We start from the raw sequence: 18,694 nt of genomic DNA on the forward strand, positions 1-18,694 counted from the left end.
AAACAGCCGCTGCTCAAACCCAGCCGAACGCGGCCAGCACCATATCGATCAGCTTGATGCCGATGAACGGCACGATGATCCCGCCCAAACCATAGATCAGCAGATTGCGGCGCAGCAGAATCGCCGCACCCAGCGCGCGATAACGCACGCCCTTGAGCGCCAGCGGAATCAACAGCACGATGATCAGCGCGTTGAAAATCACCGCGGACATGATCGCCGAGGCCGGCGTAGCCAGATGCATCACGTTCAGCGCGTTCAGTGCCGGATACGTGGTCGCGAACGCCGCCGGGATGATCGCGAAGTACTTCGCCACGTCGTTCGCAATCGAGAACGTGGTGAGCGAGCCGCGCGTCATCAACATCTGTTTGCCGATTTCGACGATCTCGATCAGCTTGGTCGGATTCGAATCGAGGTCGACCATGTTGCCGGCTTCTTTCGCTGCCTGCGTGCCGGTGTTCATCGCCACGGCGACATCGGCCTGTGCCAGCGCCGGGGCGTCGTTGGTGCCGTCGCCGGTCATCGCCACCAGACGGCCTTCAGCCTGGTGCGAGCGGATCGTGGCGAGCTTCGCTTCCGGCGTGGCTTCGGCGAGGAAATCGTCGACGCCTGCTTCTGCTGCGATCGCTGCTGCCGTCAGGCGGTTGTCGCCCGTCACCATGATGGTCTTGATACCCATCTTGCGCAGTTCGGCAAAGCGCTCCTTGATGCCGCCCTTCACCACGTCCTTCAACTCGATCACGCCGAGCACGCGTGCGCCCTGCTCGCCTTTCTCGGCGACCACCAGCGGCGTGCTGCCGCGGCGTGCGACTTCGGCCACGGCCGTGCTGACTTCGTTCGGGAAACGGCCGCCGTTTGCTTCGACGTAGTTCTTCACTGCGTCGGCCGCGCCCTTGCGGATTTCACGGCCCGGCAGATCGACACCGCTCATCCGCGTTTGCGCGGTGAAGGCGAGGAATTCTGCCTTCAGCGAAGCCATATCGCGTTGACGGATATTGAAGCGCTGCTTCGCCAGCACGACGATGCTGCGGCCTTCCGGCGTTTCGTCGGCGAGCGACGAAAGCTGGGCAGCGTCGGCCAGTGCTTCTTCAGTCAAGCCCGGCGCCGGCACGAACTGCGATGCCTGGCGGTTACCGAGCGTGATCGTGCCGGTCTTGTCGAGCAACAGCACGTCGACGTCACCTGCGGCTTCAACAGCACGGCCTGAGGTGGCGATCACGTTGGCCTGCATCATGCGGCTCATACCGGCCACACCGATCGCCGACAACAGCCCGCCGATGGTGGTCGGAATCAGACACACCAGCAGCGCGACCAGCGCGGTAATCGTGACCACGTGACCCGCTTTTGCAGCTTCGACCGAAAACATCGAGAACGGCAGCAGCGTGGCGGTAGCCAGCAACATCACGATGGTCAGCGCGACCAGCAGAATCGTCAGGGCGATTTCGTTCGGCGTCTTCTGACGCTTCGCGCCTTCGACCATCGCGATCATGCGGTCGAGGAAGGCCTCGCCAGGATTGGCCGTGACACGCACGACGATCCAGTCCGACAGCACGCGCGTGCCGCCCGTCACCGACGAAAAATCGCCGCCCGACTCGCGAATCACCGGTGCGGATTCACCCGTGATCGCCGATTCGTCGACCGACGCAACACCGTCGATCACTTCGCCGTCAGCCGGAATCACGTCGCCGGTTTCGACCAGCACGACGTCGCCTTTACGCAGATCGGACGCCGTCAGAATACGGATCGGCGACTTCGGATGCGGCTCGTTGAGCTTCTTGGCCATCACGTCTTTCTTCGCGCTGCGCAGCGACGCTGCCTGGGCCTTGGAGCGGCCTTCGGCAAGCGCTTCCGCGAAGTTCGCGAACAGCACCGTGAACCACAGCCACAAGGTGACCGCGAGAATGAAGCCCGCGGGCGCCTCGGCCTGACCGCCGAGCGCGGCGATCCACAGAATGGTCGTCAGAATACTGCCGACGTACACGCAGAACATCACCGGGTTACGGAACTGCGTGCGCGGCGTGAGCTTCTTGAAGGAGTCCACGATCGCCGGGCGCAGCAGCGCCGGGTCGAACATGGACCTGGTTGCATTATGTTCAGTCATTGAATCCTCGAATTTCCCGTTTGCGCCTGTTCACTCATTGGTCGCTGGTGTCATCTCAATGGGCCGCCTCAATGGGCGCCCATCATCATCAGATGTTCGACACCAGGTCCGAGCGCAAGCGCAGGCACATAAGTCAGCGCGCCGACCAGCAGCACCGTGCCGAGCAGCAGCACGACGAACAGCGGGCCATGAGTCGGCAGCGTGCCGCCGGTCACACCGATGCGCTTTTTCGAAGCCAGCGAACCGGCAATTGCCAGCACCGGAATGATCGTGCCGAAGCGGCCGAACCACATCGCAATAGCCGTGAGCCAGTTGTAGAACGGCGTGCTGACCGTCAGGCCGGCAAATGCGCTGCCGTTGTTATTCGCAGCCGAGCTGAACGCGTAGAGGATTTCGGAGAAGCCGTGCGCGCCGGGGTTCAGAATGCCGGCCTTGCCCGCGTCGCTGAGCACCGCGATCGACGTGCCCACCAGCACCAGCAGCGGCGTGAGCAGCACCACGATCGACACCATCTTCATCTCGTACGCTTCGATCTTCTTGCCGACGTATTCAGGCGTACGGCCGATCATCAGGCCTGCCACGAACACGGCCAGCAGTGCGAACACGAGCATGCCGTACATACCGGAACCCACGCCGCCGAAGATCACTTCGCCGAGTTGCATCAGCAGCATCGGATAGAGGCCGCCGATCGGCGTCAGCGAGTCGTGCGTATTCGCTACCGCGCCGCACGAAGCCGCCGTGGTCGCCACCGTGAAGATGCCCGACTGCGCGATACCGAAGCGCGTTTCCTTGCCTTCCGCGTTACCGCCCGACTGCATCGCATTCGCCGATTGATCGACGTGCAACGCGGTCAACGCCGGATTACCCGATTGTTCCGCGCCGATTTCACCGAACACGCATACGCCGAAAGCGATCGTCATTGCCGCGAGCACGGCCACGCCCTGCTTGCGGTCCATGATCATGCGGCCGAATACGAGTGCCAATGCCGCCGGAATGATCAGGATCGAGAAGATCTGGACGAAGTTCGAGAACGGCGTCGGGTTTTCGTACGGATGCGCCGAGTTGCCGTTAAAGAAGCCGCCACCGTTGGTGCCGAGCATCTTGATCGCTTCCTGCGAAGCAACCGGGCCCATCGCGATGGTCTGCGTCTTCACCGGCGTATCGACCGTCACCGGATTGCCCTTGGCGTCCTTCACCGGATTGCCTTGTGCATCGAGCTTCGGGGCGGCGTACGTCGTGGTTTGCAACGTCGGCACGTCCTGATACGACTTGAAGTTCTGGATCACGCCCTGGCTCATCAGCAACGCTGCGATGATCGCCGACATCGGCAGCAACACGTAGAGAGTCACGCGCGTCAGGTCGACCCAGAAGTTGCCGATGGTTTGCGCAGTGTGACGAGCAAAGCCGCGAATCAGCGCGATCACCACCACGATGCCGGTGGCGGCCGAGAAGAAATTCTGCACGGTGAAGCCGAGCATCTGCGCGAGATAGCCAACGGTTTGCTCAGGCGTGTAATCCTGCCAGTTCGTGTTGGTCACGAAGCTGACAGCTGTATTGAACGCGCCGTCGACCGTCATCGGGCCGAACTGCTGCGGGTTGCCCGGCAACCAGCCTTGTACGCGCAGCAACAGGTAAAGAAACAGCGTGCCGAGCGCGTTGAACGCGATCGTGGCGATGGCGTAGTGCTTCCAGCCCATTTCCGCCGACGGATCGACGCCCGCGATGCGATACAGCAAACGTTCGATAGGACCGCCGAAGTGGACCACGCGCGAGCTGCCGTCCATCACATTGCTCAGATAACGGGACATCGGCACCGCGGCAGCCAGCAGCACGACGATGAAGAAACCCGCTTGCAGGACATTGTTCGAGTTCATTCAATGTCCTCCGCGCGCAACAGCGCATAGACCAGGTACACAAACAGCAGCGCGGTCGCCGCACCAGACAACCAGAGAATCCAGGTCATGAGCGAGCTCCCTGGCCACGCCGGAACTGCATCAACTTCTCGCAGCCGGCAATCAACCCAAAGGTCAGCGCGAAAAACAGCACCATCCCCCCGACATACAGCACATCCATTTCTATTCCCCATTCACGGACTTTGGATAGGTGCAACGTTATGCCGATCCGCGTAAAGGGCTGGTCAAAGATCTGAGATGGGATGTAAAAATCGCGTAAACGGAAAAGGCCGTTCCATCGGGAGATGGAACGGCCTTGACCCGCTGGGTATGGGTTTGAGGTCTTTCGCGTTTACGGCAGCAGAACCGTTGAACCGGTGGTGCGGCGCCCTTCGAGATCCGCATGCGCCTGCCCGACATCAGCCAGCGCATAGCGCTGATTGATGCTCGCCTTCACCTTGCCCGACACCAGTACGTCGAACAGCTCCGAGGACATCGCCTCGTAATCGCTGCGTTTGGCGATATACGTGAAGAGCGTAGGGCGCGTAAAGAACAGCGAACCGCGTCCGGCGAATTCCGACGAATCGATCGGCGGCAACGGTCCCGAGGCATTGCCGAAGCTCACGAACATGCCAAGCGGTGCGAGGCAATCGAGCGAAGCCGTAAATGTGTCGTTGCCGATCGAGTCGTACACCACCGGCACCCCCGCGCCATTGGTGATCTCGCGCACGCGCTTGGTGAAGTTTTCGCGCGTATAGACGATGGGGTGATCGCAACCGTGTGCTTTGGCGATTTCGGCTTTCTCGTCGGAACCGACCGTGCCGATCACCGTGGCGCCGAGCGCCTTCGCCCACTGGCAAACCAGCAGGCCAACGCCACCGGCCGCGGCCTGAATCAGGATCGTGTCGCCGGCCTTCACCGGATACGTGCGGCGCAGCAGGTATTGCGCGGTCAGCCCTTGCAGCATCACGGAGGCTGCCTGCTCGTCGCTCAACGCGTCCGGCACCTTGACGGCTAGCGCCGACGGCAACACACGCTCCTGGGCGTATGCGCCAGGCGGGCGCGCCACGTAGGCTACGCGATCGCCCGTTTTGAAGCCGGTCACGCCAGGGCCGACCGCCGTGACTTCACCCGCCGCTTCCATCCCGAGTCCACCCGGCAACGGCAGTGGGTACAAGCCCTTGCGGAAATACACGTCGATATAGTTCAGCCCGACCGCAGTCTGTTTGATGCGGATCTCGCCCGCGACCGGCTCGCCCACTTCGACGTCGACCCATTTCATCACCTCCGGGCCGCCGGTTTTGTCGAATCGGATTGCTTTGACCATCATGTCTCCCTGGTTTGTGGTTTCGTTCGATCTTGAAACACCACCGCGTTCGCCTAGACCCGCTGCGTGAGTCGCAAGGTCAGCACGTCGAGAATCATTCGCGCGGTCGAAATATTGGTGGCGCATGGAATGTTGTGAACGTCGCAGGCACGCACCAGCGCATTGATATCCGGTTCGTGCGGCTGCGGCGTCATCGGGTCGCGCAGGAAGATCACCATGTCCACCCGCCCTTCCGCAAGCTGCGCGCCGATCTGCAGGTCGCCGCCGTGCGGGCCGGACAACATGCGCTCGACCGTGAGACCATGCGCGTCGCCAATGCGCGTGCCGGTCGTACCGGTCGCGACGATCTCGCAGCGCCTGAGCGTATCGACGTATTCGCCGGCCAGTTTGACGATGTCGTCTTTCTTGTGATCGTGCGCGATCAGCGCGATGCGGGTGCTCATGACGTAAGACTCCTGAAACCGTTGTGATTGTCGTTGTTGTAGTGAAGGTGCTGCTGGTGCGTCAGAACGTACGCGCTCAGAACGTACCGGGGTAAGCGCCGCCGTCCATCAGCCAGTTCTGCCCGGTGATGTAGCCGGCATGCACGCTGCACAGGAACGCACAGGCGCGGCCAAATTCCTCGCGCGTGCCGAAACGGCCGGCGGGGATCGTCTTCATGCGCTGCTTGCGCGCATCATCGACGGAAATGTGTTGCGCGTTGGCTTGCGCCGCAAAGGTGGTGGCGATGCGGTCGGTGTCGAACAGGCCCGGCAGCAGGCTGTTGATCGTCACGCCCGAGGCGGCTACCTTGCTGCGCGCCAGTCCCGCAATGAAACCGGTCAGCCCCGAGCGCGCACCGTTAGAGAGACCGAGCACGTCGATCGGCGCCTTGACCGCCGAGCTCGTGATGTTGACGATGCGCCCAAAGCCACGCTCGCTCATCCCGTCGATGGTCGCGCGGATCAGCTCGATCGGCGTCAGCATGTTGCTCTCCAGCGCGCGAATCCAGTCTTCGTGCGTGAAGTTGCGGAAGTCGCCCGGCGGCGGGCCGCCCGCGTTGTTGACCAGAATATCCGGCTGCGGACAGGCGGCGAGCGCCGCGGCGCGCCCTTCGGGGGTGGTGATGTCGCACGCCACCGTTTTTACCTCGACACCGCTCTGCTTGCGAATCTCGGCGGCGGTCGCCTCCAGCGTCTCCGCCGTGCGCGCGACGATCGTCAGGTTGACGCCTTCGGCTGCCAGCGCTTCCGCGCAGCCGCGCCCCAGACCCTTGCTGGCCGCGCAAACCAGCGCGGTGCGTCCTGCGATTCCCATGTCCATGTGCCTATCCTCATGACGTACTCGTGGCGCGGGGATGGTCCCGCGGTTGCCCAATCGTGGCAAAGAATCCCCCGATTCTAGAAGAATCGGTGCCGGACTGCGCCGGGCCACTGCAATCTCCGGTATCTTCCGGCGCCACTCTTTCGGTAAACTTGCGCCGTGGCGCGCCCGCCTGCCGGTTTCAGGCCGTGCGGAGCGCCAAACCGATCCCTCTAGCCGCCGCTTGCGCCCCCGCCATGACCCAGGACAGCCGTTTTCCCAATCTTTTCATCCTCGATCACCCGCTGATCCAGCACAAGCTGTCGCATATGCGCGACCGGGACACCTCGACTCGCACGTTCCGCGAACTGCTGCGCGAGATCACGCTGCTGATGGGCTACGAGATCACCCGCAATCTGCCAATGACCACGCGCCGCCTCACCACGCCGCTGGTCGAGATCGACGCACCGGTGATCGCCGGCAAGAAACTGGCGATCGTGCCGGTGCTGCGTGCCGGCATCGGCATGTCGGACGGCCTGCTGGAACTGGTGCCGTCGGCGCGCGTGGGCCACATCGGCGTGTATCGCGCCGAAGACCATCGCCCGGTCGAGTATCTGGTGCGCCTACCGGATCTGGAAGACCGCGTGTTCATTCTGTGCGATCCGATGGTCGCGACCGGCTACTCGGCCGTGCACGCAGTGGACGTGCTCAAGCGCCGCAACGTGGCCGGCGAGAACATCATGTTCCTCGCGCTGGTGGCCGCGCCGGAAGGCGTGCAGGTGTTCCAGGACGCGCATCCGGACGTCAAGCTGTACGTGGCGTCGCTCGATTCGCACCTGAACGAACACGCGTATATCGTGCCGGGTCTCGGCGACGCCGGCGACCGCCTGTTCGGCACGAAAAACTGACAGCGGATTGAAGAAAGCAGCGGGCGGCGCGCGCAACGCGCCGCCACCGCGCAGTTCCCCCCTGATTTCCGACTACGCTCTCCTCTGCCGCACCCCTGCGCCGTGATAAAATTCGAATCCGCTCAAAGAGCGGCTCGACTTGCACTGCCACGCGGTGCATCACGCCTTTACGCCGGGTCTGCCGGGACCGGCGCACCTGGGGCGCCGCTGAGCCGCCCGCTGACCGTCCTGCCCCGCCCCAACCGCGCTGCCGACCTTTGGTCCCGCTAGCCGGGTCCGGCCGGGCGTGATCAAGCTGAGGAAAGCCTGACACCGGGCAGTCCGGCGCCGAGCGGTTTGACATCGAGGCGCATGGCCGCAATCAGCAGCGCCGCGCGCCCGACATCGCAACGACAATTGCACTATGCGTGCGCCCCACTGGCGCGCGCGACGGAGAAAAGTATGGCGGGTCATTCGAAATGGGCCAACATCAAGCATAAAAAAGCAGCGGCAGACGCCAAGCGCGGCAAGGTCTGGACGCGGCTCATCAAGGAAATTCAGGTAGCGGCCCGCATGGGTGGCGGCGACATCGACTCGAATCCGCGTCTGCGGCTCGCCGTCGAAAAGGCGTACGACGCCAACATGCCGAAAGATAACGTCAACCGTGCGATCCAGCGCGGTGTGGGCGGTGTCGATGGCGCAAACTACGAAGAAATCCGCTACGAAGGCTATGGCATCGGCGGCGCGGCAGTGATCGTGGACACCATGACCGACAACCGCACCCGTACGGTGGCGGACGTGCGTCACGCGTTCTCGAAGAACGGCGGCAACATGGGCACGGACGGCTCGGTGTCGTTCATGTTCGATCACGTCGGCCAGTTCCTGTTCGCGCCCGGCACGCCGGAAGACAAGCTGATGGAAGCCGCGCTCGAAGCCGGCGCTGAAGACGTTGTCACGAACGAAGACGGCAGTATCGAAGTGCTGTGCCCGCCGAACGATTTCCCGAAGGTGAAGACCGCGCTCGAAGCCGCGGGCTTCAAGGCCGAGTTGGCCGAGGTGACGATGAAACCTCAGACGGAAGTCGAATTCACGGGCGACGACGCGGTGAAGATGCAGAAGCTGCTCGACGCGCTGGAGAGTCTGGACGACGTGCAGGAAGTCTATACAAACGCCGCGATCGCCGACGAATGAGCGTGTCCCGGCGGCACATGGCGCGTGGCTCTGCAGCGAACCACACGCCCGCGCCGCCGGTTAGCACTCGCGTTGCTGCAGAGCGGGCGTTGGTTGGGGCCTTCCGCACCGCCACCACCCGGGTTCGCTATGTGCCCTGCGCCGCTGCCTGGCTGCGGGCCCATTGCAAACCTCGCTGTTTTTCCACGGCTGGGCGTGATGCTTCAGCCGTTTATGGTTTTTAAGTCTCGGGGATTCACATGAAGTTACTCGTCGTCGGTTCCGGCGGTCGCGAACATGCGCTGGCATGGAAGCTCGCGCAATCGCCGCGGGTTCAGCTCGTCTACGTTGCGCCCGGCAATGGCGGCACCGCCCAGGACGAGCGTCTGCGCAATATCGACATCACCGATCCGGCCGAACTCGCCGATTTCGTCGAGAAAGAACAGATCGCGTTCACGCTGGTCGGACCGGAAGGGCCGCTCGCCGCGGGCATCGTCAATCTGTTCCGCTCGCGCGGTCTGAAGATTTTCGGGCCGAGCAAGGAAGCCGCGCAGCTCGAAAGCTCGAAAGATTTTGCCAAGGCGTTCATGAAGCGCCACGCGATCCCGACCGCCGAGTACGAAACCTTCGCCGACGTCGCCGCCGCGCACGCGTATCTGGACGCCAAGGGCGCGCCGATCGTGATCAAGGCCGACGGCCTCGCCGCCGGCAAGGGCGTCGTGGTTGCGCAAACGCTGGAAGAAGCGCACGCCGCCGTCGACATGATGCTGTCGGACAACAAGCTGGGCGATGCCGGCGCGCGCGTCGTGATCGAGGAATTCCTCGCCGGCGAAGAAGCCAGCTTCATCGTGATGGTGGACGGTAAGCATGTGCTGGCGCTTGCTTCGAGCCAGGATCACAAGCGCCTGCTCGACGCCGACCAGGGTCCGAACACTGGCGGCATGGGCGCCTATTCGCCCGCGCCGATCGTCACGCCGCAACTGCATGCACGCGTGATGCGCGAAATCATCCAGCCGACCGTGCGCGGCATGGAGAAAGAAGGCATCCGTTTCACGGGCTTCCTGTACGCCGGCCTGATGATCGACGCGCAAGGCAACCCGAAGACGCTCGAATTCAACTGCCGGATGGGCGACCCGGAAACGCAGCCGATCATGGCGCGTCTGAAAGGCGACTTTTCGAAGGTGGTCGAACAGGCCATCGCCGGCACGCTCGATACGATTGAACTCGAATGGGACCGCCGTACCGCGCTCGGCGTGGTGCTCGCCGCGTACAACTATCCGGACACGCCGCGCAAGGGTGACCGGATTAGCGATATCCCGGCGGAAACCGGCGATTCGGTCACGTTCCACGCCGGCACGACGCTGTCGGACGGCAAGCTGACCACCTCGGGCGGCCGCGTGCTGTGTGTGGTCGGTCTGGCGGATTCGGTGCGCAGCGCACAGTCGGTCGCGTACGAGACGATCAACCAGATTTCGTTCGACGGCATGCAATATCGCCGCGACATCGGCTACCGCGCATTGAACCGCAAGCACGACGCCAAGACCGAAGGCAAGCACTAAGCCCGCCCCACTCGCCCGCGTGCGGCGCCAACGGCGCTACACTGCGGGTTTTCGCGGCCATCGCGGTCATCACGGCGCCCACCGCTCCATGTGGGCTCACCCCGGTTGAGCGGCATTTCACCCGGCGCGAACGACCGTAGCACCGCGCCTTCGCGGGACTATCCTGACGAAGGCCCGGCGCTCGCCCTTCACGAAGAACCCGCGGCACGACAGGCGTGCCGCCCTCTGCATCTGCATTCATGACCGATTCGAGCTATGACGCACAGGCCGTGCGCAGCTGGCTGCAAGGCCTGCAAACGCATATCGCGGACACGCTCGGCGCGTTCGACGGTAAGCCGTTCGCGACCGACGCATGGCAGCGCGCCCCCGGCGAAAAGCTGCGCGGCGGCGGCTACACACGGATTCTGGAAGGCGGCAACTTCTTCGAGCGGGCCGGCATCGGCTTTTCGGACGTAGCAGGCGACGCGTTGCCGGGTTCGGCAAGCGCCGCACGCCCGCAACTGGCCGGCCGTGGTTTCGAAGCCATGGGCGTTTCGCTCGTGCTGCACCCGCACAATCCGCACTGCCCGACCGTGCATATGAACGTGCGTCTGCTGATCGCGACCAAGGCCGGCGAAGAGCCGGTGTTCTGGTTCGGCGGCGGCATGGATCTGACGCCGTACTACGGCTACGAGGAAGACGCGCAGCATTTCCATCGGGTGTGCCGCGACGCGCTGCAGCCTTATGGCGCCGACCTCTACCCGAGTTTCAAGCGTTGGTGCGACGAATACTTCTTCCTCAAGCACCGCAATGAACCGCGTGGCATCGGCGGGATTTTCTTCGACGATTTCTCGGCGCCAGGCTTCGATCAATCGTTCGCGATGCTGAAAAGCGTCGGCGAAGGATTCCTCAAAGCGTACATGCCGATCATCGAAAAGCGCCGCAACATTCCGTACGGCGAAGCCGAGCGCGACTTCCAGGCATACCGGCGCGGCCGCTACGTCGAGTTCAATCTGGTCTTCGACCGTGGCACACTGTTTGGGCTGCAGAGCGGCGGACGCACCGAATCGATACTGATGTCGATGCCGCCTGTGGTGAACTGGCGCTACAACTGGCATCCCGAACCGGGCACGCCGGAAGCGCGTCTTTACACCGATTTTCTCGTGCCGCGCGAGTGGGTGTGAGGCTTTAAGCCCACACCGCACACCACGTGACCACGACAAAGGATCTTCACCTGAAGCCGAACGCTCATCCTGTCGCCCTGCCTCGCCGGATTGGACTGCTCGGCGGCACTTTCGATCCGATCCACGACGGCCACCTCGCGCTCGCGCGGCGTTTCGCCGAGGTGCTGAACCTGACCGAGCTGGTGCTGCTGCCGGCCGGACAGCCCTGGCAGAAAACAGACGTGTCAGCGGCTGTTCACAGGCTGGCCATGACCCGCGCCGCCGCCACTGCGTTGGTGCTGCCGGGCGTGACCGTGCGGGTGGCGACCGACGAGATCGAACACGACGGTCCGACATACACGATCAACACGCTGCAGTTATGGCGTGAACGCGAAGGTCCGAATGCGTCGATTGCGCTTCTGATCGGTGCGGATCAACTGGTGCATCTCGACACATGGCGCGACTGGCGGCGCCTGTTCGAGTTTGCTCACATCTGCGCGGCCACGCGCCCCGGTTTCGACCTCGCATCGATTCCGCCCGTGGTCGCTAAAGAAATCGACGCGCGCCGTGCCCGCGCCGACGTTCTGCAAGCCACCCCCTGCGGGCACTTGCTGATCGATACGACGCTTGCGTTCAACGTCTCGGCCACCGACATTCGCGCGCATCTGCGCGAACAGGTGACCCAGCGGCTCGCCCTCGCAGGCGGCGAACCGCAAGACAGGAACCAGGCCCGGGCCGCAAGCCATGTCCCCACTGCGGTGTGGGACTATATTCTTCAACATCATCTGTACCACCGGTAACCCCATGGATATTCGCAAACTGCAACGCGTGATTGTCGACGCTCTCGAAGACGTCAAAGCGCAAGACATCAAGGTGTTCAACACCAGCCACCTGACCGCGCTGTTCGATCGCGTGATCGTCGCCTCCGGCACCTCGAACCGCCAGACCAAGGCGCTCGCTTCGAGCGTGCGCGAGAGCGTCAAGGAAAACGGCGGCGACGTCATCAGCACCGAAGGTGACGACGTCGGCGAATGGGTGCTGGTCGATTGCGGCGACGCGATCGTGCACATCCTGCAACCGGCGCTGCGCCAGTACTACAACCTCGAAGAAATCTGGGGCGACAAGCCGGTGCGCCTCAAGCTGTCCACGCCGGATCCGTTCGGCGGCGCGCGCTCAAGCGAGCCGGATGACGAGGACGAAGAAGACGAAGCGCCGGCTGTCAAAAAGCCTGCACGCAAGACGCCGGTACGCCGCAAGTAAGTACGCGGCGGGCAAACCGCTGAAGTCCGCGACGCAAAGTCAGAGCATGCGTGCGCGATTGAAGCGATTGCAGCGCTTGCGCCCCCGATTACATCCGTCATGAAACTGCACATCCTCGCCGTCGGCCACAAGATGCCGGACTGGATCGCCACCGGCTTCGACGAATACGCGAAGCGCATGCCGCCCGAGCTGCGTATCGAGCTGCGCGAGATCAAGCCCGAGCAGCGTTCGTCGGGGCGTCCGGCCGAAAGTGTGATGGCGGCCGAGCGGCAGAAAATCGAAGCCGCGTTGCCGAAGAACGCGCGCATCGTCGCGCTCGATGAACGCGGCAAGGATTGGACCACGATGCAGCTCGCCGGCGCCCTCCCCGGCTGGCAGCAGGACGGCCGCGACGTGGCGTTTCTGATCGGCGGCGCCGACGGGCTCGATCCCGATCTGAAAGCACGCGCCGATATGCTGCTGCGTGTCTCCAGCCTGACGCTGCCGCACGCCATGGTGCGCGTGCTGCTCGCCGAACAGCTTTACCGCGCGTGGACCATCACGCAAAATCACCCCTATCACCGCGTGTGAGCGAACGAGGCGGCTGACGGATCGCGTGTTTGCCGGTCCTGTTGCCTGCGCTGATTGACGCGCTTGTGGACGTGCTTGTGGGCGCATTTGCAGGCGCGTTCATCGATACGCTGATCGACGCGCTTTTCATCGTGTCCTTTGGCTCGTTCGTCGTCGCCTGACTGATACGCTCATCGCGCGCGCCTCGCGCATTGACGCAACCCGCCTCATCGAGACCTGTTCATGCCCACGTCCGCCCCTTCGCTGCATCCATTCGTTTACCTCGCTTCCCAAAGTCCGCGCCGCCAGGAGTTGCTGCAACAACTCGGCGTGCGTTTTGAATTGCTCCTGCCGCGTCCCGATGAAGATGCCGAAGCGCTCGAAGTCGAGCTACCCGGCGAGCGGGCGCGCGACTACGTGCAGCGCGTGTGCATCGCGAAGGCGCACGCAGCACGCGCACGTCTCGTGGCAGGCGGCCATGCGGCACGGCCGATCCTGGTTGCCGACACAACCGTCACGATCGACGACGCGATCCTCGGCAAGCCCGTCGATGCCGACGATGCCGTCGCGATGCTCACGCGTCTCGCGGGCCGCGATCACGAAGTGCTGACGGCCATCGCGGTGGTCGACGCGGAGGGCAGGTTGCTGCCCGCCGCGCTATCGGTATCGAAGGTGCGTTTTGCTGCACTGCAAGCGGACGCCGTGCGCCGCTATGCCGCAAGCGGCGAGCCGCTCGGCAAGGCGGGCGCGTACGGCGTGCAGGGACGCGCCGCGGAGTTTATCGAACATATCGACGGGTCCTATTCAGGTATCATGGGTTTGCCGCTTTTTGAAACCGCTGCCCTCCTGCGTGCAGCGCGCATCGACTTCTAAAATAACACCATGAATGAAGAAATCCTGATCAATGTCACGCCGCAGGAAACGCGCGTCGCGCTCGTCCAGCAAGGCGCCGTCCAGGAACTTCACGTCGAACGAACGCTGTCGCGAGGACGCGTCGGCAATGTCTATCTCGGCAAAGTCGTCCGCGTGTTGCCGGGCATGCAATCCGCCTTCATCGACATCGGTCTGGAACGCGCCGCGTTCCTCCACGTAGCGGATATCTGGCATCCGCGCATTGCGGGCGAACCGCAGCATCAAACGCCGCATCAGCCCATCGAGAAAATCGTCTTCGAAGGTCAGACGCTGATGGTGCAGGTCGTGAAGGATCCCATCGGCACCAAGGGTGCAAGGCTGTCCACGCAAGTGAGTATCGCCGGGCGCACGCTCGTGTATCTGCCGCAGGAGCCGCACATCGGCATCTCGCAGAAGATCGAGAGCGAAGCCGAACGCGAGGCCGTGCGTGCGCGTTTGACCGCCGTGCTGCCCGCCGACGAAAAGGGCGGCTACATCGTGCGCACCATCGCTGAAGATGCAACCAGCGAAGAATTGGCCGGAGACGTCGCGTATCTGCGCAAGACGTGGGCGACCATCATCTCGCAAGGTCAGCGCATGCCGCCGACCAGCCTGCTATATCAGGACCTGAATCTCGCACAACGTGTGCTGCGCGATTTCGTCAACGACGAGACCTCGCGCATTCAGGTCGACTCGCGCGAGACCTATCAGATGCTCGCGGACTTCGCAGCGGAGTTCACGCCGGCGGTGTCGTCGAAGCTGCATCACTACACCGGCGAGCGGCCGCTCTTCGATCTGTACAACATCGAGGCGGAAATCCAGCGCGCATTGTCACGCCGGGTCGATCTGAAGTCGGGCGGCTATCTGGTGATCGACCAGACCGAAGCGATGACCACGATCGACGTGAACACCGGCGGCTACGTCGGCGCGCGCAACTTCGACGATACGATCTTCAAGACCAACCTCGAAGCCGCGCACACCATCGCGCGGCAATTGCGGCTGCGCAATCTGGGCGGCGTGATCATCATCGACTTCATCGATATGGAGAACATCGAGCATCGCGATCAGGTGCTTGGTGAGTTGAAGAAGGCACTCTCGCGCGATCGCACGCGCGTGACCGTGAACGGTTTCTCGCAACTCGGACTCGTGGAGATGACACGCAAGCGCACGCGTGAATCGTTGGCGCATGTGCTGTGCGAGCCCTGCCCGGTTTGCCAGGGCAAGGGGCAGGTCAAGACCTCGCGCACGGTGTGCTACGACGTGCTGCGCGAGATTCTGCGCGAGTCGCGGCAGTTCAATCCGCGCGAGTTTCGCGTGGTGGCGTCGCAGCAGGTAATCGATCTTTTCCTCGAGGAAGAATCGCAGCATCTGGCGATGCTGATCGATTTCATCGGCAAGCCCGTGTCGTTGCAGGTGGAGTCTAATTTGAGCCAGGAGCAGTACGACATCGTGTTGATGTGACGTCGCTCGAGGCGCTCCGTGGCGCCTCATAGCCCACCTGATCGAAGCCTCCCGGCTCAATGATTTAACCCCCTCCACTCGCGAGACTTCTTAAAGGAGTCTCGCGACGTTCGTCCAGCTTCCGCGCAGATACTCAACGTCCGGCGCGGCACTTTCTCCGGGTTTTGGTTCATTTAAAACCGAAAACCCCTCACTACAATGAACGTTGCACTGCTGCTTGATCGCCTGGAAAGAACGTCATAACTCGCCGGATTTAGGGGGCGCAGCATGTTGAACGCGGAAGATCTCTACGAAAGCCAGCACTGGCGCGAACTCGACTTACGCGACAAGATCGACTCGCGACTGCAGTCATCCCTCACGCTTGTTACTGCGATTATTGGCGCGCTTAGTTTTCTGCTGACTAACGTCGATATCGGGCACACGCATGGTCTCGCAGACTATTTGTTTTTTATGCTTCTAGCGATCACCTTTGCGTTACTGTTTTTATCCGGGTTTTACTTTTTCAGATCCTCAGTGGGTTCGCTCTTCCACAGAAACACGTACAAAACCCTTCCAGTGTCGACGGAGCTGGATAGATACAAGCGCGGATGGGACGCTACGATAGCCAGATCGCCCCAGGCGGCACAGGCGGCACAGGCGCAAGGGATAACATCGGCAGACGAGCTTAAAAAACTATTAATAGAAAATTATCTCGCGCGCCAGGAAACCAACGCAAAAATCAACGACGAACGCGCGAAGAATATTTCCAACATCAATCTCCTAGTCGTAGTTGAGGCCCTGCTAACCGCAGCCGCTTTCTCGATCTTCTATTTAGGCGGTCTGAATAAGGCAGACCTCCCGAAAACCCAGGATATAAAAATAACAGCACCGATCGATATACGCAGCATGCCTTCTACCCAGCAAAACCAATGCTTCTTCTGGTTTCCGCCCACGGAATACCTGCACGGGTCCCGGACCAGCAAGGGGCATAGTAAATAAGCGCCTTTGAGCGCCTAGAACGTTCCGATACACATGGAGGTTGCCATGCAAGTCAGGTTCAATCCGGCCAAGGACGATTCGCCTATCGGGCCCATCTCGAGCACGCCTCCAGAACCGCCGCTGGAGCCGCCGGCAAAACCGCTTCCCCGAGATCTGCCGTTCAGAGGCCCACCCGATCCACAAAAGCAGCCGCTCGTCGACGTTGCTTGAGTAGGCGAAATAGTCTGCACGTCACTTCGAAGCCGGCAGTCACCGCGGGTCGTTGGGGGCTGAGGTTTTGCTCACGCCCTTCTGCAAACGGTGCCTGCCGCGCAAACAGCCTCGGATTTCTGTTCCCCCATCTCTCCCGGCCCTCAATTTCCTCATTGACGCCGTTCGAACGAGTCGCGTATAACCATCCCATTGGATGTTAATTGGATGGCGTATGGATGTTGAACGAACGCCGAACGGAATAGAAATGGCCAACCTCAAACTCATCGACACCTCCCGCCCCAAAGGCGGCGAGACCGAAAAGATCACCATCAATCTCGGCCCAATCGACCTGGGCCAGATCGACCTGCTCGTCGAAGAAGGCTTTTACTCGAACCGCACCGACCTGATCCGTACAGCGATCCGCAACCAGCTCGCCATCCACGCGCAGGTCGTCACGGAAACGGTGACCCGGCGCGCGCTGGTGCTCGGCCTGCAACACTTCTCGAAACAGGACCTCGAAGCCGCTCAAGCCGCCAACGAGCGGCTGGACATTCACGTGCTCGGCCTCGCCAGCATCGCAGCCGATGTGCCGCCGGAACTTGCGGCGGCCACGATCGCATCGGTGATGGTGCTCGGCGCGTTTCACGCGTCGCCCGCGGTCAAGGCGGCGCTCGCCGGACGCATCAGGTAGGCGTGCCCGGCATGGCTGGTTCGTTGGTTGAAGCCATGCTGAGGCCGTGAAACTCATCGCCTGACTCCGTCACGCGCAATGTAAGTCAACGCAGTCACTGCCGATCATGAAAATGAATGAAGATTTCCTGAAGTCGATGAAAGAAGCCTTCGACCTGCTGCGCACAAAGGGGCCGAAGGAAGCGACCGCCGCGGTCCAGCGTGCACTCGCAGGCAACAAGGCCAACGCCGGCAATGCGCAAACTCCGCCCATGCCGCAGAGTGTCAACGAATGGGCACAAGCGTGGACGCAGCCGCAATCCCACGCCAACGCCGCACCGCACGCCCCTGCCGAGCGCACTTTCGACGCCGACACCCCCGGCACCTTCAGCACCCACACCTTCAGCAACAGCGCGGGCCAACGCCAGTACAAGCTCTACGTACCCGCCGTCTACAAGAGCGAACCGTTGCCGCTCATCGTGATGCTGCACGGCTGCACGCAAAACGCCGACGACTTCGCAGCCGGCACGCGCATGAACGAAATGGCCGAGCGTCATGGCTTCATCGTTGTGTATCCGAATCAGTCACAAGCCGCCAATCCGTCGACCTGCTGGAACTGGTTCAAGCCGGCCGACCAGCAGCGCGATCTGGGCGAACCGTCGTTGATCGCGGGCATCACGCGTGAGGTGATGGCGCGTTATCGCGTCGATCCGGCGCGGGTGTATGTGGCGGGTCTGTCGGCAGGTGGCGCCATGGCGGACGTCATGCTCAAAACCTCGCCCGATCTGTACGCCGCGGCCTGTGTGCATTCCGGCCTCGCCTACGGAAGCGCGAAGGATCTGCCTTCGGCGCTCGCCGCGATGAAAGGCGGCAAAGCGCATCGCAGCCGCTCACGCGTCGAACCGCAACGCCCGCTCATCGTGTTTCATGGCGACGCGGACACGACAGTGCATCCCTCGAACGCCACCGCGCTCTTAGCGGGCTTCGATGGCGGCGTCACGACACTCAAACCGCTGTCGCACGCCGCAGGCACGGCGAGCGGCCAGCGCGCTTGCACGGTGCAACGGTTCGTCGCGGCGAACGGAGCCGAAGCGGAGTACTGGTCGATCCATGGCGCGGGCCACGCATGGGCCGGCGGCAGTCAGCGCGGCTCGTACACGGACCCATCCGGCCCCGATGCGACGGCCGAAATGCTGCGCTTCTTCCTCGCGCATCCGCGTACATAAGGCGCACAGTAAGCGCCATTCGACTGATGAATCATTTTGACGAAAACGCTGTACATCCTGCCGCAAAGGTATAACATGGCTCATGTTGCAGCGCAGCAAAATCACTGCGCCG

20 protein-coding genes are annotated in these 18,694 nt (G+C 62.5%); 13 read left to right on the forward strand and 7 right to left on the reverse strand.

Going from position 1 to position 18,694, the window contains the following annotated elements; all coding sequences use genetic code 11:
- Positions 1-13: 13 nt before the first annotated feature.
- The 7 genes from kdpB to M0D68_RS13725 form a co-directional block, all read right to left on the reverse strand.
- Positions 14-2,098: a potassium-transporting ATPase subunit KdpB gene (kdpB, locus tag M0D68_RS13695; RefSeq protein ID WP_054034985.1), complete on the reverse strand. Its 2,085-nt coding sequence runs from the start codon at positions 2,096-2,098 to the stop codon at positions 14-16.
- A gap of 68 nt (positions 2,099-2,166) precedes the next feature.
- Entirely contained in the window at positions 2,167-3,972 is a 1,806-nt protein-coding gene (gene kdpA / locus M0D68_RS13700) for a potassium-transporting ATPase subunit KdpA (RefSeq protein WP_266224540.1), read from the reverse strand.
- Positions 3,969-4,061 (reverse strand): K(+)-transporting ATPase subunit F, encoded by a 93-nt coding sequence (kdpF, locus tag M0D68_RS13705; protein ID WP_007175651.1) that lies wholly within the window; start codon positions 4,059-4,061, stop codon positions 3,969-3,971. The genes kdpA and kdpF overlap by 4 nt, the downstream gene beginning before the upstream one ends.
- Complete coding sequence (locus M0D68_RS13710; RefSeq protein ID WP_093639552.1) at positions 4,058-4,171, reverse strand: potassium ABC transporter ATPase; 114 nt, start codon at positions 4,169-4,171, stop codon at positions 4,058-4,060. The genes kdpF and M0D68_RS13710 overlap by 4 nt, the downstream gene beginning before the upstream one ends.
- A gap of 171 nt (positions 4,172-4,342) precedes the next feature.
- On the reverse strand, positions 4,343-5,317 hold the full coding sequence (locus M0D68_RS13715) for a quinone oxidoreductase (RefSeq protein WP_200620068.1): 975 nt from the start codon (positions 5,315-5,317) through the stop codon (positions 4,343-4,345).
- 53 nt (positions 5,318-5,370) lie between these two features.
- On the reverse strand, positions 5,371-5,760 hold the full coding sequence (locus M0D68_RS13720; protein WP_093639549.1) for a methylglyoxal synthase: 390 nt from the start codon (positions 5,758-5,760) through the stop codon (positions 5,371-5,373).
- 76 nt (positions 5,761-5,836) lie between these two features.
- On the reverse strand, positions 5,837-6,619 hold the full coding sequence (locus tag M0D68_RS13725) for an SDR family oxidoreductase (RefSeq protein WP_200620050.1): 783 nt from the start codon (positions 6,617-6,619) through the stop codon (positions 5,837-5,839).
- Between the two features lie 236 nt (positions 6,620-6,855).
- Here M0D68_RS13725 and upp point away from each other — a divergent pair, with 236 nt between their 5' ends.
- From upp to M0D68_RS13790, 13 genes are all read left to right on the forward strand, one after another.
- Complete coding sequence (upp, locus tag M0D68_RS13730) at positions 6,856-7,506, forward strand: uracil phosphoribosyltransferase (protein WP_012432337.1); 651 nt, start codon at positions 6,856-6,858, stop codon at positions 7,504-7,506.
- A 441-nt stretch (positions 7,507-7,947) separates the two neighbouring features.
- Complete coding sequence (locus M0D68_RS13735; protein ID WP_054035139.1) at positions 7,948-8,676, forward strand: YebC/PmpR family DNA-binding transcriptional regulator; 729 nt, start codon at positions 7,948-7,950, stop codon at positions 8,674-8,676.
- 239 nt (positions 8,677-8,915) lie between these two features.
- Complete coding sequence (purD, locus tag M0D68_RS13740) at positions 8,916-10,214, forward strand: phosphoribosylamine--glycine ligase (RefSeq protein ID WP_211703253.1); 1,299 nt, start codon at positions 8,916-8,918, stop codon at positions 10,212-10,214.
- A 239-nt stretch (positions 10,215-10,453) separates the two neighbouring features.
- The gene (gene hemF, locus M0D68_RS13745) at positions 10,454-11,377 is read left to right on the forward strand and encodes an oxygen-dependent coproporphyrinogen oxidase (RefSeq protein ID WP_093639540.1); all 924 of its coding nucleotides are present in this window, start codon (positions 10,454-10,456) and stop codon (positions 11,375-11,377) included.
- 26 nt (positions 11,378-11,403) lie between these two features.
- Entirely contained in the window at positions 11,404-12,156 is a 753-nt protein-coding gene (locus M0D68_RS13750) for a nicotinate-nucleotide adenylyltransferase (protein WP_200620048.1), read from the forward strand.
- Between the two features lie 4 nt (positions 12,157-12,160).
- Positions 12,161-12,616 (forward strand): ribosome silencing factor, encoded by a 456-nt coding sequence (gene rsfS / locus M0D68_RS13755; protein ID WP_200564433.1) that lies wholly within the window; start codon positions 12,161-12,163, stop codon positions 12,614-12,616.
- 99 nt (positions 12,617-12,715) lie between these two features.
- Positions 12,716-13,186: a 23S rRNA (pseudouridine(1915)-N(3))-methyltransferase RlmH gene (rlmH, locus tag M0D68_RS13760; protein ID WP_093639533.1), complete on the forward strand. Its 471-nt coding sequence runs from the start codon at positions 12,716-12,718 to the stop codon at positions 13,184-13,186.
- A gap of 29 nt (positions 13,187-13,215) precedes the next feature.
- Positions 13,216-13,347, forward strand: a complete 132-nt coding sequence (locus M0D68_RS13765; protein WP_266224541.1) for a hypothetical protein — start codon at positions 13,216-13,218, stop codon at positions 13,345-13,347.
- 61 nt (positions 13,348-13,408) lie between these two features.
- Positions 13,409-14,038: a nucleoside triphosphate pyrophosphatase gene (locus M0D68_RS13770; protein ID WP_266224543.1), complete on the forward strand. Its 630-nt coding sequence runs from the start codon at positions 13,409-13,411 to the stop codon at positions 14,036-14,038.
- A gap of 9 nt (positions 14,039-14,047) precedes the next feature.
- Positions 14,048-15,517 carry a ribonuclease G gene (rng, locus tag M0D68_RS13775; protein ID WP_093639528.1) on the forward strand — a complete coding sequence of 490 codons (1,470 nt, stop codon included), beginning with the start codon at positions 14,048-14,050 and terminating at the stop codon, positions 15,515-15,517.
- Positions 15,518-15,784: 267 nt separating this feature from the next.
- Positions 15,785-16,495 (forward strand): hypothetical protein, encoded by a 711-nt coding sequence (locus M0D68_RS13780; protein ID WP_266224545.1) that lies wholly within the window; start codon positions 15,785-15,787, stop codon positions 16,493-16,495.
- A 457-nt stretch (positions 16,496-16,952) separates the two neighbouring features.
- A complete protein-coding gene (locus tag M0D68_RS13785; protein WP_093639522.1) occupies positions 16,953-17,378 on the forward strand; it encodes a CopG family transcriptional regulator in 426 nt (141 codons plus the stop codon).
- A 106-nt stretch (positions 17,379-17,484) separates the two neighbouring features.
- The gene (locus M0D68_RS13790; RefSeq protein WP_266224547.1) at positions 17,485-18,582 is read left to right on the forward strand and encodes a PHB depolymerase family esterase; all 1,098 of its coding nucleotides are present in this window, start codon (positions 17,485-17,487) and stop codon (positions 18,580-18,582) included.
- Positions 18,583-18,694 lie beyond the last annotated feature (112 nt).

This window comes from Paraburkholderia sp. SEWSISQ10-3 4, assembly GCF_030464785.1.
Taxonomy (GTDB): Bacteria; Pseudomonadota; Gammaproteobacteria; order Burkholderiales; family Burkholderiaceae; genus Paraburkholderia; species Paraburkholderia aspalathi.